The following is a 15,728-nucleotide window of genomic DNA, read 5'->3' on the forward strand; positions in this document are numbered from 1 at the left end:
TCTATACTTGCTGCATATTCACTGACAGGGAATCATGATGATCACCGTTCACCATCTTGAACAATCGCGCTCTCACCGGGTGCTGTGGATGCTGGAAGAGCTGGAAGTGCCTTACCAGGTCAAACGCTATCAGCGTGAACCCACGATGCTGGCGCCGGACGCGTTAAAAAAAGTGCATCCGTTAGGAAAGTCGCCGGTTATCACCGATGGCAATCGCGTGGTGGCCGAGTCCGGGGCGATCCTTGAGTATCTGGAAGAGAAGTACGACAGTGAAAGGCGGCTGCAGATCACCGACGAAGAGGCACGGCTGCAGGCGCGTTACTGGCTACATTACGCCGAAGGTTCACTGATGCCGCTGCTGGTCATGAAGCTGGTTTTTGGCCGCCTTGGCAGCGCGCCTGTACCGTGGTTGCTGCGTCCCATCGGTGCGGCGCTCGGCAAAGGCGTTCAGAAAGCCTGGCTGGATAAACAACTTACCTTGCATAAGCAGGTGATTGAAGATCACCTCTCGGTGCATCCGTGGTTTGCCGGTCAGCGTTTCAGCATTGCTGATGTGCAGATGAGCTTTCCGATTCTGGCGCTGAGCCAGCGCGCCGGACTGAAGGATGCCCCCGCCACACAAAAATGGTTAACGACCGTGCAACAGCGTGCGGCCTGGCAACGGGCCATTCAGCAAGGCGGTGAAATTCATCTTTCTGGCTGATCGCGCATTATCCTGTCCTATCGGATGACGCCGCCCGGCGTCATCTTCGTCTGCTTTCTCGATAATGTGGCGTAATCATCACCGCATCCTGACGCACAGAATGTTACACGATAGTATCAAGAGCATCCCCGATGTTATCGACCTGATCTTTATAGCCAGGAATCCTCACAGAGCGGTTGAAAAGCGGCGGGAAAACGCCGGATAATCGGCCCCCTTTAAACGGGGACGTACGACGCCCCGTTCTGTGCGGCTAAGTAAACGTTTGCCTTTTTGTCGGCAGCCTGTTGGCGATGACAGCTTTCAGGGAAGTCAGGGCGGTTACCGCGCGATCCAACAACAAAAATTTTTGAGGCTCAACTATGTCAATTGAATCACGCCCGGCCAGTGGAAAACTGGATGCCTGGTTCGCCATTTCGGCCCGAGGCAGTAGCGTGCGGCAGGAAATTGTCGCCGGGCTGACCACCTTTCTCGCCATGGTTTATTCGGTGATCGTGGTGCCTGGCATGCTCGGTAAAGCGGGGTTTTCACCCTCGGCGGTGTTTGTGGCTACCTGCCTGGTGGCGAGCGTTGGATCGATCATCATGGGGCTGTGGGCCAATTTACCCCTGGCCATTGGCTGTGCCATTTCACTGACGGCTTTTACGGCCTTTAGCCTCGTCCTGGGTCAACACATTAGCGTTCCGGTCGCGCTGGGGGCCGTGTTCCTGATGGGCCTGCTTTTTACCCTGATTTCCACCACCGGGATTCGCGCCTGGATCTTACGTAATCTGCCGATGGGCGTCGCCCATGGCACCGGCATTGGGATTGGCCTGTTTCTGCTGCTGATTGCGGCAGACAACGTTGGGCTGGTCGTCAGAAACCCGGCCTCAGGTTTACCCGTTGCGCTGGGCCATTTTACGTCGTTCCCCGTCATGATGTCTTTGCTGGGGCTGGCTGCGATTTTCGGCCTGGAAAAACGCCGTGTCCCGGGCGGCATTTTACTCACCGTTATTGCGATTTCTGCGCTGGGGCTGGCGTTCGATCCGTCCGTGCGCTGGCAGGGACTGTTTGCCTTGCCCAGCCTGCGTGATGCGCAGGGCGAGTCACTGTTATTCAGCCTCGACATCATGGGCGCTTTGCAGCCTGCGGTCTTGCCCAGCGTGCTGGCGTTAGTGATGACGGCGGTCTTTGATGCCACCGGTACGATCCGCGCGGTGGCGGGCCAGGCTAACCTGCTGGATAAAGACGGGCAAATCATTAACGGCGGCCGGGCGCTGACCACGGATTCCGTCAGTAGCCTGTTTGCCGGCCTTGTGGGTGCCTCACCGGCGGCCGTGTACATCGAGTCTGCCGCCGGGACGGCGGCAGGAGGCAAAACCGGCCTGACGGCCATTGTTGTTGGCCTCCTGTTTTTGCTCATTCTGTTTATGTCTCCGCTGGCTTATCTGGTGCCGGCGTACGCCACCGCGCCTGCGTTGATGTACGTCGGCCTGCTGATGCTGAGTAACGTGGCAAAGATCGACTTCGGTGACTTCGTTGATGCCATGTCCGGCCTGCTCACGGCGGTGATCATCGTGCTGACCTGTAACATCGTTACCGGCATCATGATCGGTTTCGCGACCCTGGTGGTGGGCCGTCTGTTTGCGGGTGAGTGGCGCAGGCTAAACGTGGGCACGGTGGTGATCGCCGTCGCGTTAGTCGCTTTTTATGCCGGAGGCTGGGCGATCTGACTGTTCAACCGGACGTGCTGCGGCATGTCCGGAATTATCCGCTTTTTGCTCGTTGAAGCACGCGTAGCTTTTCCCGCCCTCGCCAGTTTGTTTTACACTTTTAACCTAATGTTGATTCGAAGATAACTACCGCCTAAGGAAAGCATGGAAATCTTTTTTACTATTTTGATTATGACGCTGGTGGTCTCGCTCTCCGGGGTGGCTGCCCGTATTCTGCCTTTTCAGATTCCCCTGCCTCTGGTGCAGATCGCCGTCGGTGCGCTGCTGGCCTGGCCGACCTTCGGGCTGCACGTGGATTTCGACCCGGAACTCTTCCTCGTCTTATTCATTCCGCCACTGTTATTTGCTGACGGCTGGAAAACACCGGTCAGCGAGTTCCTGCATTACGGGCGGGAAATCCTTGGCCTGGCGCTGGTGCTGGTGCTGATTACCGTTGTCGGTATTGGCTATCTGATTTACTGGACGGTGCCCGGGATTCCCCTGATCCCCGCTTTCGCCCTGGCGGCTGTGCTATCACCTACCGATGCCGTGGCGCTGTCAGGCATTGTCGGCGAAGGCCGTATTCCGAAGAAAATTATGGGAATACTGCAAGGCGAAGCCTTGATGAACGATGCTTCTGGCCTGGTTTCACTGAAATTTGCGGTCGCAGTGGCGATGGGCACCATGGTGTTTAGTTGGGGCGGAGCCAGCGTCGAGTTCCTGAAAGTGGCCGTGGGCGGCCTGATCGCCGGTGTCGCGGTATGCTGGCTCTACGGTAAATCGCTGCGCGTCCTGAACCGCTGGAGCGGCGGGGACGATGCTGCCACTCAGATTGTCCTGCTGCTGCTGCTGCCTTTTGCCTCTTATCTGATTGCAGAACACCTGGGCGTTTCCGGGATTTTAGCCGCCGTCGCGGCCGGGATGACCATCACGCGCTCCGGTATTATCCGCCAGGCGCCGCTGACCATGCGACTGCGCGCCAACAGCGTCTGGCACATGCTGGAGTTTGTGTTTAACGGCATGGTGTTCCTGATGCTGGGCCTGCAGTTGCCCTCTATTCTGCAAAACTCGATTGACCAGGCAACAGCCGATCCCAATGTGGATATCTGGATGATTTTTGCGGACATCGTCCTTGTCTATGCGGCGTTAATGGTGGTGCGTTTCGGCTGGTTGTGGATCATGCAGCGTTTCAGCAAACGCTGGTTAAAAAAGAAACCGTTAGTGTTCTCCAGCTACTCGTTGCGTGAACTGCTGATTGCCTCTTTTGCGGGCGTACGCGGTGCCATTACCCTGGCGGGTGTGCTGTCGATTCCCCTGTTCCTGACCAACGGCCATCCTTTCCCGGCACGTTACGAGCTGGTGTTTATCGCAACCGGCGTGATTCTGTTCTCGCTGCTGGTTGGCGTCATCGTTCTGCCGATGCTGCTGCGCGGTGTAGAGACGATCGACAAAAGCGCCCATCGGCACGAACTGCAGCATGCAAGAGCGGTGATGGCCGGCGTCGCTATCGAGAGTCTGCATAAGATGGAGGCGCGGCTCGAAAAGGAAACCGAAGAAAACATCGACCCTGAGTTACTGAAAGAGGTCAGCCTGCGGGTGATCGGTAATCTGCGTCGTCGCGCGGAAGGGAAAAACGATCTTGAGCACGCGCTGTTTGCCGAAAATCTGGAACGTCGTTTTCGTCTGAACGCGTTACGTGCCGAACGTGCAGAGGTCTATCACCTGCGTGCGACTCAGCAGATATCAAACGAGACGATGCAAAAACTGTTGCACGATCTGGACCTGCTGGAAGCGCTGCTGATTGAGAAAGAAGAGTAATCTTCTTGTTATGCACTCCCGTTCGCCCGATAACCTGCGCTCTGCGATTATCGGGCGGCCTGGGGCGCTAGACGGAAAGACGCGGCGCATTATCAGGCCAGTGTTCCCGGCAACACGCTATCCAGGCCCGCGCGCTGCGTGACAGGTAGCTGCCTTCACGCCAGATCAGCCCCAGATGCCACTGCAGCTCGGACTCCAGCGGAAGCCACAATAACGACTGCTTATCTAACCGCTGGCAAATGGGCTCCGGCAGTATCGCCAGGCCCATCTCCGCCTGCACCATGGCCGCCAGAAAATCCCATTGCCCGCTACGTACTGCAATCTCAGGCGTGATCCCCTGACGCTGAAACGCTTTCATCAACTGGCGGTTCAGCGAAAACTCTTCATTAAAGATCAGCAAAGGATGGGAGGCCAAATCGCTCAGGCCAAGCTGCGTGCGCTGCAGCCAGGGTGCCTGACGTGGCAGTAACACACACAGCGGATGCTGCATAAGCGATAAGGTTTCGAGGGGCAACTCGGCATCAACGGGGAGGGCCGTCAGGGCAATATCCAGCGTGCCCGCCAGCACCGCTTCCTGAACCGTTAAGCCGCCAAACTCAGCAATACTGAGTTCCACACCCGGATAGCGACGGCGAAACGCCGAAACCGATCCGGCAATCTGCATGCCCACCATCGGGGGAATGCCCAACCGCAGCTTGCCGGTTTTCAGCTGATTGATATCGCCTATCTCGGCCTCAAGCTGATGAAACTCTTGCAGAATAGCCAGCCCGCGCTGATAGACCGCTTGCCCGCTATCCGTCAGGTGCAGACGTCGCCCATCACGAATGAGCAGTGCGCAGTCCAGCTCCTCTTCCAGCTGGCGCACCATTTTGCTGATCGTAGGCTGTGTCACGAACAGCTTCTGTGCAGCACGGGTAAAACTTTGCTGACGTACCACTTCGGTAAAGTAACGCAACGCGCGAACGTCCATAACTATTCCTTTCTGGCATGATTTGAATAATTTTAATTCATTTTTTTCACAGTACCTCGTGATTCTATACTGAGCGCATTAACTTGATGGGAGAAAAACGATGGCACTGGCATTGCGCCGCCTGAACGTCGGCAGGCTGCAACGGCTCAGCTTACCTTTACAGCTGGTGCTGTTTATCTCGGTCTTTATCGCCAGCGAGCAACTGGTGAACTGGCTGCACCTGCCACTGCCTGCCAACATTGTCGGTATGCTGCTGATGTTGATGCTGATTGCGTTACGCATTTTACCGCTGCGCTGGGTGAAAGCCGGTGCAAGCTGGTTGCTGGCAGAGATGCTGCTGTTTTTTATCCCGGCGGTGGTGGCGGTGGTGAATTACGCTGACCTGCTGCAGATGGAAGGCTGGCGGATTTTGGTGGTGATTGCGGTCAGTACGCTACTGGTGCTGGCGGCGACAGCCCTGGTGGTCGATCGCCTGTACCGTTTTGAAGTCACGCGCGCGGCGCGTAAGCAGGGCAATAATGCATAATCTGCTCATCAGTCTGTTATGTGCCGCCGTCACGCTGGTGATTTATTACCTGAATAAACGGCTGTATCGTCGCTGGACAACGCTGTTACTGATGCCGCTGGTCATGACGCCGCTCATTCTGGTGACGCTGCTGTTGCTGACCCATATCAGCTGGCAAAACTATATTGCGGAAAGCCACTGGCTGCTGTGGTTACTCGGCCCCGCGACGTTAGCCTTTGCGGTGCCGGTCTACGAAAATCTGGACGTGATTAAACGCCACTGGTTATCGCTGAGTGCGGGCGTGTTAACTGCCACAACGGTGTCGATATGCAGTTCCGTATGGCTGGCGCGCTTACTGAATTTACCGGAAACCATTCAGCGCAGTCTCGCCGTGCGATCCATTACCACACCTTTCGCGCTGGCGGCGGCAAAGCCGATGGGCGCGCAGCCCGATCTGGTGGCGCTGTTTGTGGTTGTGACAGGCGTATTTGGCATGGCGGTAGGGGATGTACTGTTCCTGCGCATCGCGATCAAACAGGGCGTGGCGAAAGGCGCTGGGCTGGGTGCCGCCTCGCACGGTGCCGGTACGGCACGCGCCTACCAGTTGGGGCCGCAGGAAGGCGTGGTTTCAAGCCTGGTGATGATGTTGTCTGGCGTCGTCACCGTCATACTGGCTCCGTTTATCGGGCACCTGATGTGGGCGCACTAAGGCAAGCCTGCGCCGGATACGGTTAACCCGGATTGCGACTGTTCTCCGCGTAATTCACAGCGACTTGTCCTTTTTGGCACAAAATGACATCTCTTTTTACGTAAAGCTTTCCAAATTTAGTTGTCACCTCATTTCAGACTGCTACCCTTGATGCGGAATTATTTGACCCTTCATGGAGTAGAATCATGTTTAAGCAACTTGTCACTGGAAGCGCTCTGAGCTTCATTATGCTGAGCGGCGCCGCGCAGGCCATCGAAGGCAGCGTTGATGTTGGCGAGCACAGCACCAACCTTAATCTCGGTTTGGGCACGACGTCGCCGGGCCTGTTCCTGAACGGCAACTGGTTGCGTAGCGATCATGACGGCAGCACCTATGGTGCGGGTCTGGGTTACAACGTTGATGTCGGCGATCTGCGACTGGCGCCAACCGCAAAGGCGATTTTTACCCATCCTGAAGACGGGAAAGACGGATTTGCGGTGGCGCTGGGCGGTAGCGCACAGTACAGCTTCAACAGCATGTGGGGTCTGTACGGTCAGTATTATTATGCGCCGGAAGGCCTTACCGATCATCTCGACAGCTACCAGGAAGCGAGCGGTGGTGTGAGCTTCACGCCGATCTCTCTGCTGAACCTGCGCGTGGGTTATCAGTATATTGAGCTGAATAACAAAGGCGGTCGTAAAGATAACGTACTCGTTGATGGTCCGTACGTAGGCGCGTCACTGCGCTTCTGATGTCGGCTCGAGAAAAAGGGCAGTGACCTTGCGGTCACTGCCCTTTTTTATGCTCAGTTAACGCGGTTAGTGCGCTTTGCCTTTCTCAATACCGGCACCGGTCTGGGAGCGAATAAACTGCGCCCGGAAGCGTGATCGCTCTTCTGCACCCTGTTGCGAATGGTCAGTAACAGAAAACAGCCAGGTGCCCAAAAAGGCGATAGTGATAGAGAACAGGGCCGGATACTCATAAGGATAAATGGGCGACGCATGTCCCAGCACCTGCACCCAGACGGTTGGGCCAAGAATCATCAGCACTACGGCGGTGATCAGCCCTAACCAGCCACCGACCATTGCGCCGCGCGTGGTCAGTTTTGACCAGTACATGGACAGCAGGATGATCGGGAAGTTACAGCTGGCCGCAATCGAGAATGCCAGCCCGACCATAAAGGCGATGTTCTGCTTTTCGAACAAAATGCCAAGGGCGATAGCCACAACCCCCAACACCAGCACCGTAATTTTTGAAACCCGCAGCTCGTCGCGCTCGCTGGCCTGTCCTTTACGGTAGACGCTGGCGTACAAATCATGAGAGACCGCCGAGGCACCCGCCAGCGTCAGACCGGCAACCACCGCCAGAATGGTGGCGAATGCCACTGCTGAAATAAAGCCCAGGAAGGTGCTGCCACCGACTGCATCCGCCAGGTGCACCGCCGCCATATTGGTACCGCCGATCAATGCGCCGGAGGCATCTTTGAAGGCCGGATTAGCCCCTACCAGCAGAATGGCACCGAAACCGATAATAAAGGTCAGGAAGTAGAAGTAACCCATAAAACCGGTGGCCCAAAACACGCTTTTACGCGCCTCTTTGGCGTCGGCAACGGTAAAGAAGCGCATCAGGATATGCGGCAATCCCGCAGTACCGAACATCAGTCCCAGCCCCAGCGACAGGGCGGAAATCGGATCTTTCACCAACCCGCCAGGCTGCATAATGGCTGCGCCTTTCGGATGTACCGCCATCGCCTCGGTAAACAAGGTATTGAAGCTAAACCCGGCGCTTTTCATGACCATAATGGCCATAAACGTGGCACCAAACAGCAGCAGAACGGCTTTGATGATCTGTACCCAGGTGGTCGCCAGCATGCCGCCAAACAGCACGTACATCACCATCAGAATGCCCACCAGGATAACGGCAACGTGATAATTCAGGCCAAACAGGAGCTGGATCAGCTTGCCTGCACCGACCATCTGCGCAATCAGGTACAGCGCGACGACGACCAGTGAGCCGCAAGCCGACAAGGTACGAATCGGTTTTTGCTTCAGGCGATAAGAGGCGACATCGGCAAAAGTATAGCGACCCAGATTACGCAAGCGCTCGGCAATCAGGAACAGAATCATCGGCCAGCCCACCAGGAAGCCCAGCGAATAGATTAAGCCGTCATAACCCGAGGTATACACCAGGGCCGAAATACCCAGAAAGGAGGCTGCGGACATGAAGTCACCTGCCATGGCCAGGCCATTCTGAAAGCCGGTGATGTTGCCGCCAGCGGTATAGTAATCGCTACGTGAGCGGGTTCGCTTCGACGCCCAGTACGTAATACTTAACGTGGCACCGACGAAAATCACAAACATGACGATCGCCTGATAATTGACGGGCTGTTTCTGCACCGCACCGGTGATGGCATCGGCAGCCAGAGCAGAAAAGGGCAGCAGCGCTGCCAGCATCCACAGCATAAGACGAATCATAGTTTCACCTCGCTGAGGATGGCTTTGGTCAGGCGATCAAACTCGCCATTTGCGCGCCAGACGTAAACGCCTGTGAGTAAAAAAGAGATGACGATCAACCCCACCCCGAGCGGGATGCCGCGCGTCACATTGGTACCGGCATACAGGGGCGTACCCAGCCAGCCAGGGGCAAAAGCAATAAGCAGAATAAAGCCGATATACAGCACCAGCATGATTATCGACAACAGCAGGGCAAAGGACTGGCGCTTGTGTACCAATTCCTGAAAGCGAGGATTACTTTCAATTTGTTGGTAGATCCTTTCCTGTTCGGGCAGGGCATCATTCATCACATTATCTCCAGAAGCATGCAGGCGTGGACCTCACGCAAGCGCGTGAATTAGTTATATTTTTGTGACTACAGAAACACACTACGTAGGGAAGTGGTGGCGGAAAGCCTGATGCTTTCCGCCGGATGATTACGGCATGGTGATGGACTGTTTCTCTTCAAGCAATTTCTCGACGACGCCAGGATCGGCAAGCGTCGAGGTATCGCCTAAATTACTGGTATCGCCTGCGGCAATTTTGCGCAGGATACGGCGCATAATTTTGCCGGAGCGGGTTTTTGGCAGAGAGTCGGTCCAGTGCAACACATCGGGTGTGGCAATCGGGCCAATTTCCTTGCGTACCCAGTTACGTACCTCGGTATAAAGCTCAGGTGACGGCTCCTCGCCGTGATTCAGGGTGATATAGGCGTAAATGGCCTGGCCCTTGATGCTGTGCGGGAACCCGACGACAGCCGCTTCGGCGATTTTAGGATGGGAAACCAGCGCTGACTCGATTTCGGCCGTGCCCAGGCGGTGGCCTGACACATTCAGCACATCGTCCACGCGGCCGGTAATCCAGTAATAACCGTCCTCATCCCGTCGCGCACCGTCGCCGCTGAAGTAGGCATTTTTGAAGGTAGAGAAGTAAGTTTGTTCGAAACGATCGTGGTCACCGAACAGCGTGCGGGCCTGACCGGGCCAGGAGTCTGTGATCACCAGGTTACCTTCGCAGGCACCTTCCTGAGGATGGCCTTCGTTATCCACCAGCGCGGGCTGTACGCCGAAGAAAGGCGTGGTCGCGGAACCGGCCTTGAGCAGGGTCGCGCCGGGCAGCGGGGCGATCATAAAGCCCCCGGTTTCGGTCTGCCACCAGGTATCGACTATCGGACATTTGCCGTTGCCAATCTTCTTGTGGTACCACTCCCAGGCTTCCGGGTTAATCGGCTCTCCCACCGATCCCATAATACGCAGGCTGCTACGATCCGTTCCTTCAATCGCTCTATCGCCTTCTGCCATCAGCGCGCGAATAGCCGTGGGGGCAGTATAGAGCAGGGTGACTTTATGCTTATCCACCACCTGCGCCATACGGGCCGGGGTTGGCCAGTTAGGCACGCCTTCAAACATCAGCGTTGTGGCCCCGCAGGCCAGTGGGCCATATAACAGGTAGCTGTGGCCGGTTACCCAGCCCACATCAGCCGTACACCAGTAAATGTCGTCCTGATGGTAGTCAAAAACAAATTTAAAGGTGGTGGCGGCGTAAACCAGATAGCCGCCGGTGGTGTGCAGCACGCCTTTTGGCTTGCCGGTTGAACCTGAGGTATACAGGATAAACAGCGGATCTTCTGCCTGCATCTCAGCCGCAGAGTGGTTAGTGCTGGCGTTCTGCATCAGCTCATGCCAGTGCTGGTCGCGCCCTTCCACCCAACCGACATCTTTGCCGGTACGTTGAAAGACCACGACGTTTTTCACGCTGTTTACATTGGGATTTTTTAACGCATCATCCACGTTTTTCTTCAGTGGGATGGTACGGCCAGCACGCACGCCTTCATCGGCCGTCACAATTAATGCGGCACTGGAGTCGATAACACGACCGGCCACGGCTTCGGGTGAAAAGCCGCCAAAGATCACCGAATGTACGGCCCCAATTCGTGCGCAGGCCAGCATAGCGACTGCCGCTTCCGGCACCATGGGCATATAAATCGCAACGACGTCGCCTTTTTTAACGCCGAGCAGTTCCAGTACGTTGGCAAAGCGACAGACATCAGCATGAAGCTGACGAAAGGTAAGGGTTTTGCTTTCGTTGGCATCATCGCCTTCCCAGATGATGGCAGGATGATCGCCTCGGGTAGCCAGATGACGATCCAGACAGTTCGCTGCCAGATTGAGCGTGCCGTCCTCGTACCAACGAATAGAAATATTGCCTGGCGCAAAAGAGGTGTTTTTAACTTTGCTGTAAGGCTTTATCCAGTCAAGGATTTTACCTTGCTCTCCCCAGAACGTTTCTGGGTCGGTAACGGATTGTTGGTACATCGCCTGATACTGTTCGGCAGTAATCAGCGCGTTTGCTGCAATATTTTCTGGAACAGGATAGTTATGATTTTGGCTCATGGCGAATCTCCTTGAAGATGTTAATCATATGTCAATCAATGGTTAAGTGAAGCCCGACAGCCGGTTTTGTTTCTTTTTTGCGCCATAGATCACGCGTTAACCTTGCTGACATAAAAACGTCGTAAACAGAGGAAATAAACGCTAACTCCCTGCGGAGAATGGGGATTTAAGTTGCAACATTTTGTGTATGCTGCTGTTTAAAAAATCAGCAAACGAACCGCACACACATTGAGCATAGTCTGAATAGCTATGCGAAAACTTATCGAAGTATTACTTTTCATAACAGCAAGTTAGGGATTAACGTCTGCGCCAGCATTTTATGCTGACCAGATGGTGAAGTTTTAATCGAAGCCACCAAGGGTTGCATTTACTGCAGTGAAAATGGTACTTATCCGCCCCTGATAATCAGGTATCAACTCAGACCGCGTCTGAAAATGGGTATGGAAATCATCGCATTTAAATGCGGGACGCCGTCTACAAACACCCTCTAATTTACCGGGCTTTTTGCTCACTTCCCTGTGTGTATTGTCTTCTGCACCTTCGCAGTAGAGAGAAACGGGTTTTGACTGAGGAAATTACGCGTTATGAAAGGTTTTAAAATCAGCCTTGCCTGGCAGATTCTGATCGCACTTGTACTTGGCATCATCGTCGGTGCCGTGTTGCATAATCAGCCAGAAGATCGTGAATGGTTAGTCAATAATATTCTCAGCCCGGCGGGCGATATCTTTATTCATCTGATAAAGATGATTGTCGTGCCCATCGTGATTTCATCCCTGATTGTCGGCATTGCAGGTGTCGGGGATGCGAAAAAGCTGGGCCGTATTGGTTTCAAAACGATTTTGTACTTTGAAGTGATTACCACCGTTGCCATTGTTGTCGGTATTACCCTGGCCAACGTGTTTCAGCCCGGCACCGGCATTGATATGTCTACGCTGGCAACGGTGGACATCTCTAAATATGAAGCCACGACCGCCCAGGTGCAGGAAGGCACCCACAGCCTGGTGGCAACCATCCTGTCGCTGATCCCGCAGAACATCTTTGCCTCGATGGCGAAAGGTGAAATGCTGCCGATTATCTTTTTCTCGGTACTGTTTGGCCTGGGCCTTTCCGCTCTGCCGTCAGAACAGCGTGATCCGCTGGTAAACCTGTTCCGTGGCGTGTCAGAAACCATGTTCAAGGTAACGCATATGATCATGCGCTACGCGCCAGTGGGCGTGTTTGCCTTGATTGCCGTCACCATTGCTAACTTTGGTTTCGCCTCACTCTGGCCGCTCGCTAAGCTGGTGCTGCTGGTGTATGTCGCGATCCTGTTCTTCGCCTTTGTGGTGCTGGGGGCGGTGGCGCGTTTCTGTAAGCTACGCATTACGACGCTGATGCGCATTTTAAAAGATGAGCTCATCCTGTCTTACTCGACCTCCAGTTCAGAAACCGTACTGCCGCGCATCATGGAGAAGATGGAAGCCTATGGCGCGCCCAAAGCGATAACCAGCTTTGTGGTCCCGACCGGTTATTCATTTAACCTCGATGGATCAACGCTGTACCAGAGTATCGCCGCTATTTTTATTGCCCAGCTGTACGGCATCGATCTGTCGCTGACGGACGAAATTATTCTGGTCCTGACGCTGATGGTGACCTCTAAAGGCATCGCGGGTGTGCCCGGCGTATCCTTTGTGGTGCTGTTAGCCACCCTGGGCAGCGTCGGTATCCCGCTGGAAGGGCTGGCGTTTATTGCGGGCGTGGACCGCATTATGGATATGGCCCGTACCGCGCTGAACGTGGTCGGGAACGCGCTGGCCGTGCTGGTGATTGCCCGTTGGGAAAACCAGTTCGATGTAGAACAGGCCAGGGCGTACGAATTACAATTACGGACGCAAACCGCCAGTTAATCGCGGTTTATCACACAAAGGCTCAACGGTGGTTGGGCCTTTTTTTTGCCCCTGTTTTCATTCCCGCTAACGACTGAAGAAAAAAACGTTTGCAAAGGATGAATTATTCATTCGTTGTGTTAAAAATATTCAGAATAAATTATTCCTGTGGAGGACGATCGTGAAAATCGATCTCAGTCAGATGATCACTGAAGGGCGTAATCCAGCCAGCCAGCATATTGATGAAATGAGCACCGAGGCGATGCTGCGGGTGATCAACGATGAAGATAAAAAAGTCGCCCTGGCCGTGGAGGCCATTGTGCCGGCGATTGCGCGCGCGGTGGATGTCATCTGCGCCGCATTCCGCGCGGGTGGCCGTCTGATTTACTGTGGTGCCGGGACCTCCGGGCGGCTGGGAATTCTTGATGCAAGTGAATGCCCACCAACATTCGGAACCCCGCGCGAGCAGGTTATTGGTCTGATTGCCGGGGGACATCAGGCCATTCTACAGGCGGTGGAAAACGCGGAAGACAATGTGGAACAAGGCGCTCAGGATCTGAAAGATATCCAGTTCAGCCGCGACGATGTGCTGGTTGGCATCGCCGCCAGCGGACGGACGCCCTACGTTTTAGGCGCACTGGACTATGCCCGGCAATGCGCTGCTCCCACGGTGGCGCTGACCTGCAATCCCCACAGCAAGATGGCGCAGGTCGCCGATATTGCGCTGACGCCAGTGGTGGGGCCAGAAGTGGTCACGGGTTCATCACGCATGAAGGCCGGGACTGCACAGAAGCTGGTGCTGAATATGCTCACCACAGGGGCGATGATTCGCAGCGGCAAGGTTTACGGCAATTTGATGGTCGATGTTGAGGCCACCAATCAGAAGCTGGTACAGCGTCAGGTGAACATTGTTATGCAGGCCACAGACTGCGATGAAGCCAGCGCCCGCTCGGCGCTGTCGGCCTGTGGCGGACACTGTAAAACCGCCATTCTGATGGTGCTGGCAGGATTAACTGCCGACGAGGCGATCGCGCTGCTTGCTCAGCACAAAGGCTTTATCCGCCAGGCTTTACAGGATGCGGGAGCACGCTGATGGCAAAAATGACCGATGCACTTCTGCACGCTATCGTGCAGGCGGTTGGCGGGGCGGAAAATATCGCCGTATGCGGCAACTGCATGACCCGTTTACGACTGACGCTGAAACACAACCAGGCCGATATTGCCCGGCTGAAAAGCCTGCCTGGTGTGCTGGGCGTCATCGACAGCGATAATCAGTTACAGATAGTGCTCGGTCCCGGTAAAGCGCAGACGGCGGCAGAACGAATGCTGACAATACTGGCGCAGGCGCCGGGCGAGTCACCGGTTTTGCAGCAGGTCGCCGCGCAACAAAAACAGCAAATAAAAGCCAGACAGACCAGCGCGCTGCAGCAGTTTCTGGCGCGCTTCGCCACCATTTTTACCCCGCTCATCCCTGGGTTTATCGCCGCAGGCTTGCTGCTGGGGTTTGCCACGCTGATTGAGCAAAGTCTTCACCTCAGCACGCCTGGCGATCATCCTGCCTGGTTAATTCAGGGCGTGGCCTATATGAAAGTGTTTGGCAAAGGGCTGTTCACCTTTCTCAGCATTCTGATTGGCTACAATGCGCAAAAAGCCTTTGGCGGCACGGGCGTAAACGGGGCCATCATCGCGTCACTGTTTATTCTGGGCTACGTGCCCGATGCAAAAGTCGGCTACTACAGCGGCATGGACAGCTTTTTTGGCGTGGCGATCGATCCGCGCGGCAATATTATCGGCGTCCTGCTGGCGGCCATGTTTGGCGGCTGGCTGGAAAGACAACTGCGCAAGGTCATCCCGGACAATCTGGATATGATTCTTACTTCGCTGTTGACCTTATTGATCACCGGCGCGCTGACATACTTGCTGATCATGCCGTTAGGCGGCGAGTTGTTTAAGGGCATGTCGTGGCTGTTTATCCATCTCAATAACAATCCGTTTGGTTGCGCACTGCTGGCCGGACTGTTTTTAATTGCCGTGATGTTTGGCATCCATCAGGGCTTTATTCCGGTCTATTTTGCCCTGATGGAAACCCAGGGCTTTAATTCACTGTTCCCGATTCTGGCCATGGCTGGTGCAGGTCAGGTCGGGGCCTCGCTGGCGCTCTGGTGCAAAGCAGAAAAAGGTGCACTGCTGCGTGCCCAGATCAAAGGTGCCATCGTACCGGGCTTACTCGGCGTCGGTGAACCGCTCATATATGGTGTGACGCTGCCGCGCCTTAAACCCTTTATCACGGCCTGCGGCGGGGGGGCCATCGGCGGATTTTTCATTGGCTCAGTGGCGTGGCTGGGATTGCCGGTGGGCATGAATACGGTATTTGGCCCCTCTGGGTTGGTCACGCTGCCGTTGATGACTTCCCATCAGGGTATTTTTGCCGGCATGGCGGTTTATCTGGGAGGATTGATCGTCGCCTGGATAAGCGGCTTTTTACTGACGTGGTGGTTCGGTATGCGCAATATCGATCTGAGCTGAATTCATAAGCAGTAAATGATGAAAACCGCATTAGCACGCCTGAAAGTGAATGGATTCGGCGTGCCATTTAGCGCAAAACC

General features: G+C 55.1%; 13 protein-coding genes. 9 read left to right on the top strand and 4 right to left on the bottom strand.

All coding sequences use genetic code 11. From position 1 onward, the window contains the following. Window positions 1–37: 37 nt before the first annotated feature. The 3 genes from NR177_RS00285 (at window position 38) to NR177_RS00295 (ending at window position 4,209) form a co-directional block, all read left to right on the top strand. Window positions 38–703 (top strand): glutathione S-transferase family protein, encoded by a 666-nt coding sequence (locus NR177_RS00285; RefSeq protein ID WP_063878009.1) that lies wholly within the window; start codon window positions 38–40, stop codon window positions 701–703. A 359-nt stretch (window positions 704–1,062) separates the two neighbouring features. After that, a complete protein-coding gene (locus NR177_RS00290; RefSeq protein ID WP_063878010.1) occupies window positions 1,063–2,412 on the top strand; it encodes an NCS2 family permease in 1,350 nt (449 codons plus the stop codon). 144 nt (window positions 2,413–2,556) lie between these two features. Beyond that, window positions 2,557–4,209: a Na+/H+ antiporter gene (locus tag NR177_RS00295; protein ID WP_063878011.1), complete on the top strand. Its 1,653-nt coding sequence runs from the start codon at window positions 2,557–2,559 to the stop codon at window positions 4,207–4,209. A 67-nt stretch (window positions 4,210–4,276) separates the two neighbouring features. Here the strand turns inward: NR177_RS00295 and NR177_RS00300 are convergent, their stop codons facing one another. After that, the gene (locus tag NR177_RS00300) at window positions 4,277–5,179 is read right to left on the bottom strand and encodes a LysR family transcriptional regulator (protein ID WP_096010461.1); all 903 of its coding nucleotides are present in this window, start codon (window positions 5,177–5,179) and stop codon (window positions 4,277–4,279) included. A gap of 100 nt (window positions 5,180–5,279) precedes the next feature. On the opposite strand from NR177_RS00300, the gene NR177_RS00305 reads away from it, so the two are divergent. The 3 genes from NR177_RS00305 to NR177_RS00315 all read left to right on the top strand — a co-directional run bounded on the left by NR177_RS00305 (window position 5,280) and on the right by NR177_RS00315 (window position 7,124). Then, on the top strand, window positions 5,280–5,705 hold the full coding sequence (locus NR177_RS00305; protein ID WP_063878013.1) for a CidA/LrgA family protein: 426 nt from the start codon (window positions 5,280–5,282) through the stop codon (window positions 5,703–5,705). Then, window positions 5,698–6,393: an LrgB family protein gene (locus tag NR177_RS00310; RefSeq protein ID WP_063878014.1), complete on the top strand. Its 696-nt coding sequence runs from the start codon at window positions 5,698–5,700 to the stop codon at window positions 6,391–6,393. The genes NR177_RS00305 and NR177_RS00310 overlap by 8 nt, the downstream gene beginning before the upstream one ends. Window positions 6,394–6,578: 185 nt before the next feature. Next, complete coding sequence (locus NR177_RS00315; RefSeq protein ID WP_063878015.1) at window positions 6,579–7,124, top strand: YfaZ family outer membrane protein; 546 nt, start codon at window positions 6,579–6,581, stop codon at window positions 7,122–7,124. Between the two features lie 66 nt (window positions 7,125–7,190). Here NR177_RS00315 and actP read toward each other — a convergent pair whose 3' ends face one another. From actP to acs, 3 genes are all read right to left on the bottom strand, one after another. Further along, window positions 7,191–8,846 (bottom strand): cation/acetate symporter ActP, encoded by a 1,656-nt coding sequence (gene actP / locus NR177_RS00320; RefSeq protein WP_109716766.1) that lies wholly within the window; start codon window positions 8,844–8,846, stop codon window positions 7,191–7,193. Next, window positions 8,843–9,172 (bottom strand): DUF485 domain-containing protein, encoded by a 330-nt coding sequence (locus NR177_RS00325; protein ID WP_063878016.1) that lies wholly within the window; start codon window positions 9,170–9,172, stop codon window positions 8,843–8,845. Before NR177_RS00325 ends, actP begins: the two co-directional genes overlap by 4 nt. 129 nt (window positions 9,173–9,301) lie before the next feature. Then, entirely contained in the window at window positions 9,302–11,257 is a 1,956-nt protein-coding gene (gene acs, locus NR177_RS00330) for an acetate--CoA ligase (protein ID WP_096010459.1), read from the bottom strand. A gap of 584 nt (window positions 11,258–11,841) precedes the next feature. On the opposite strand from acs, the gene gltP reads away from it, so the two are divergent. From gltP to murP, 3 genes are all read left to right on the top strand, one after another. Continuing rightward, window positions 11,842–13,143, top strand: a complete 1,302-nt coding sequence (gene gltP, locus NR177_RS00335) for a glutamate/aspartate:proton symporter GltP (protein ID WP_063878018.1) — start codon at window positions 11,842–11,844, stop codon at window positions 13,141–13,143. A gap of 160 nt (window positions 13,144–13,303) precedes the next feature. After that, window positions 13,304–14,215, top strand: a complete 912-nt coding sequence (gene murQ / locus NR177_RS00340; RefSeq protein WP_109716764.1) for an N-acetylmuramic acid 6-phosphate etherase — start codon at window positions 13,304–13,306, stop codon at window positions 14,213–14,215. Continuing rightward, window positions 14,215–15,648 carry a PTS N-acetylmuramic acid transporter subunit IIBC gene (murP, locus tag NR177_RS00345; protein WP_256852036.1) on the top strand — a complete coding sequence of 478 codons (1,434 nt, stop codon included), beginning with the start codon at window positions 14,215–14,217 and terminating at the stop codon, window positions 15,646–15,648. The genes murQ and murP overlap by 1 nt, the downstream gene beginning before the upstream one ends. Window positions 15,649–15,728: the final 80 nt, after the last annotated feature.

Source organism: Pantoea sp. Fr+CA_20, from assembly GCF_024520835.1.
Classification (GTDB): domain Bacteria; phylum Pseudomonadota; class Gammaproteobacteria; order Enterobacterales; family Enterobacteriaceae; genus Pantoea; species Pantoea allii.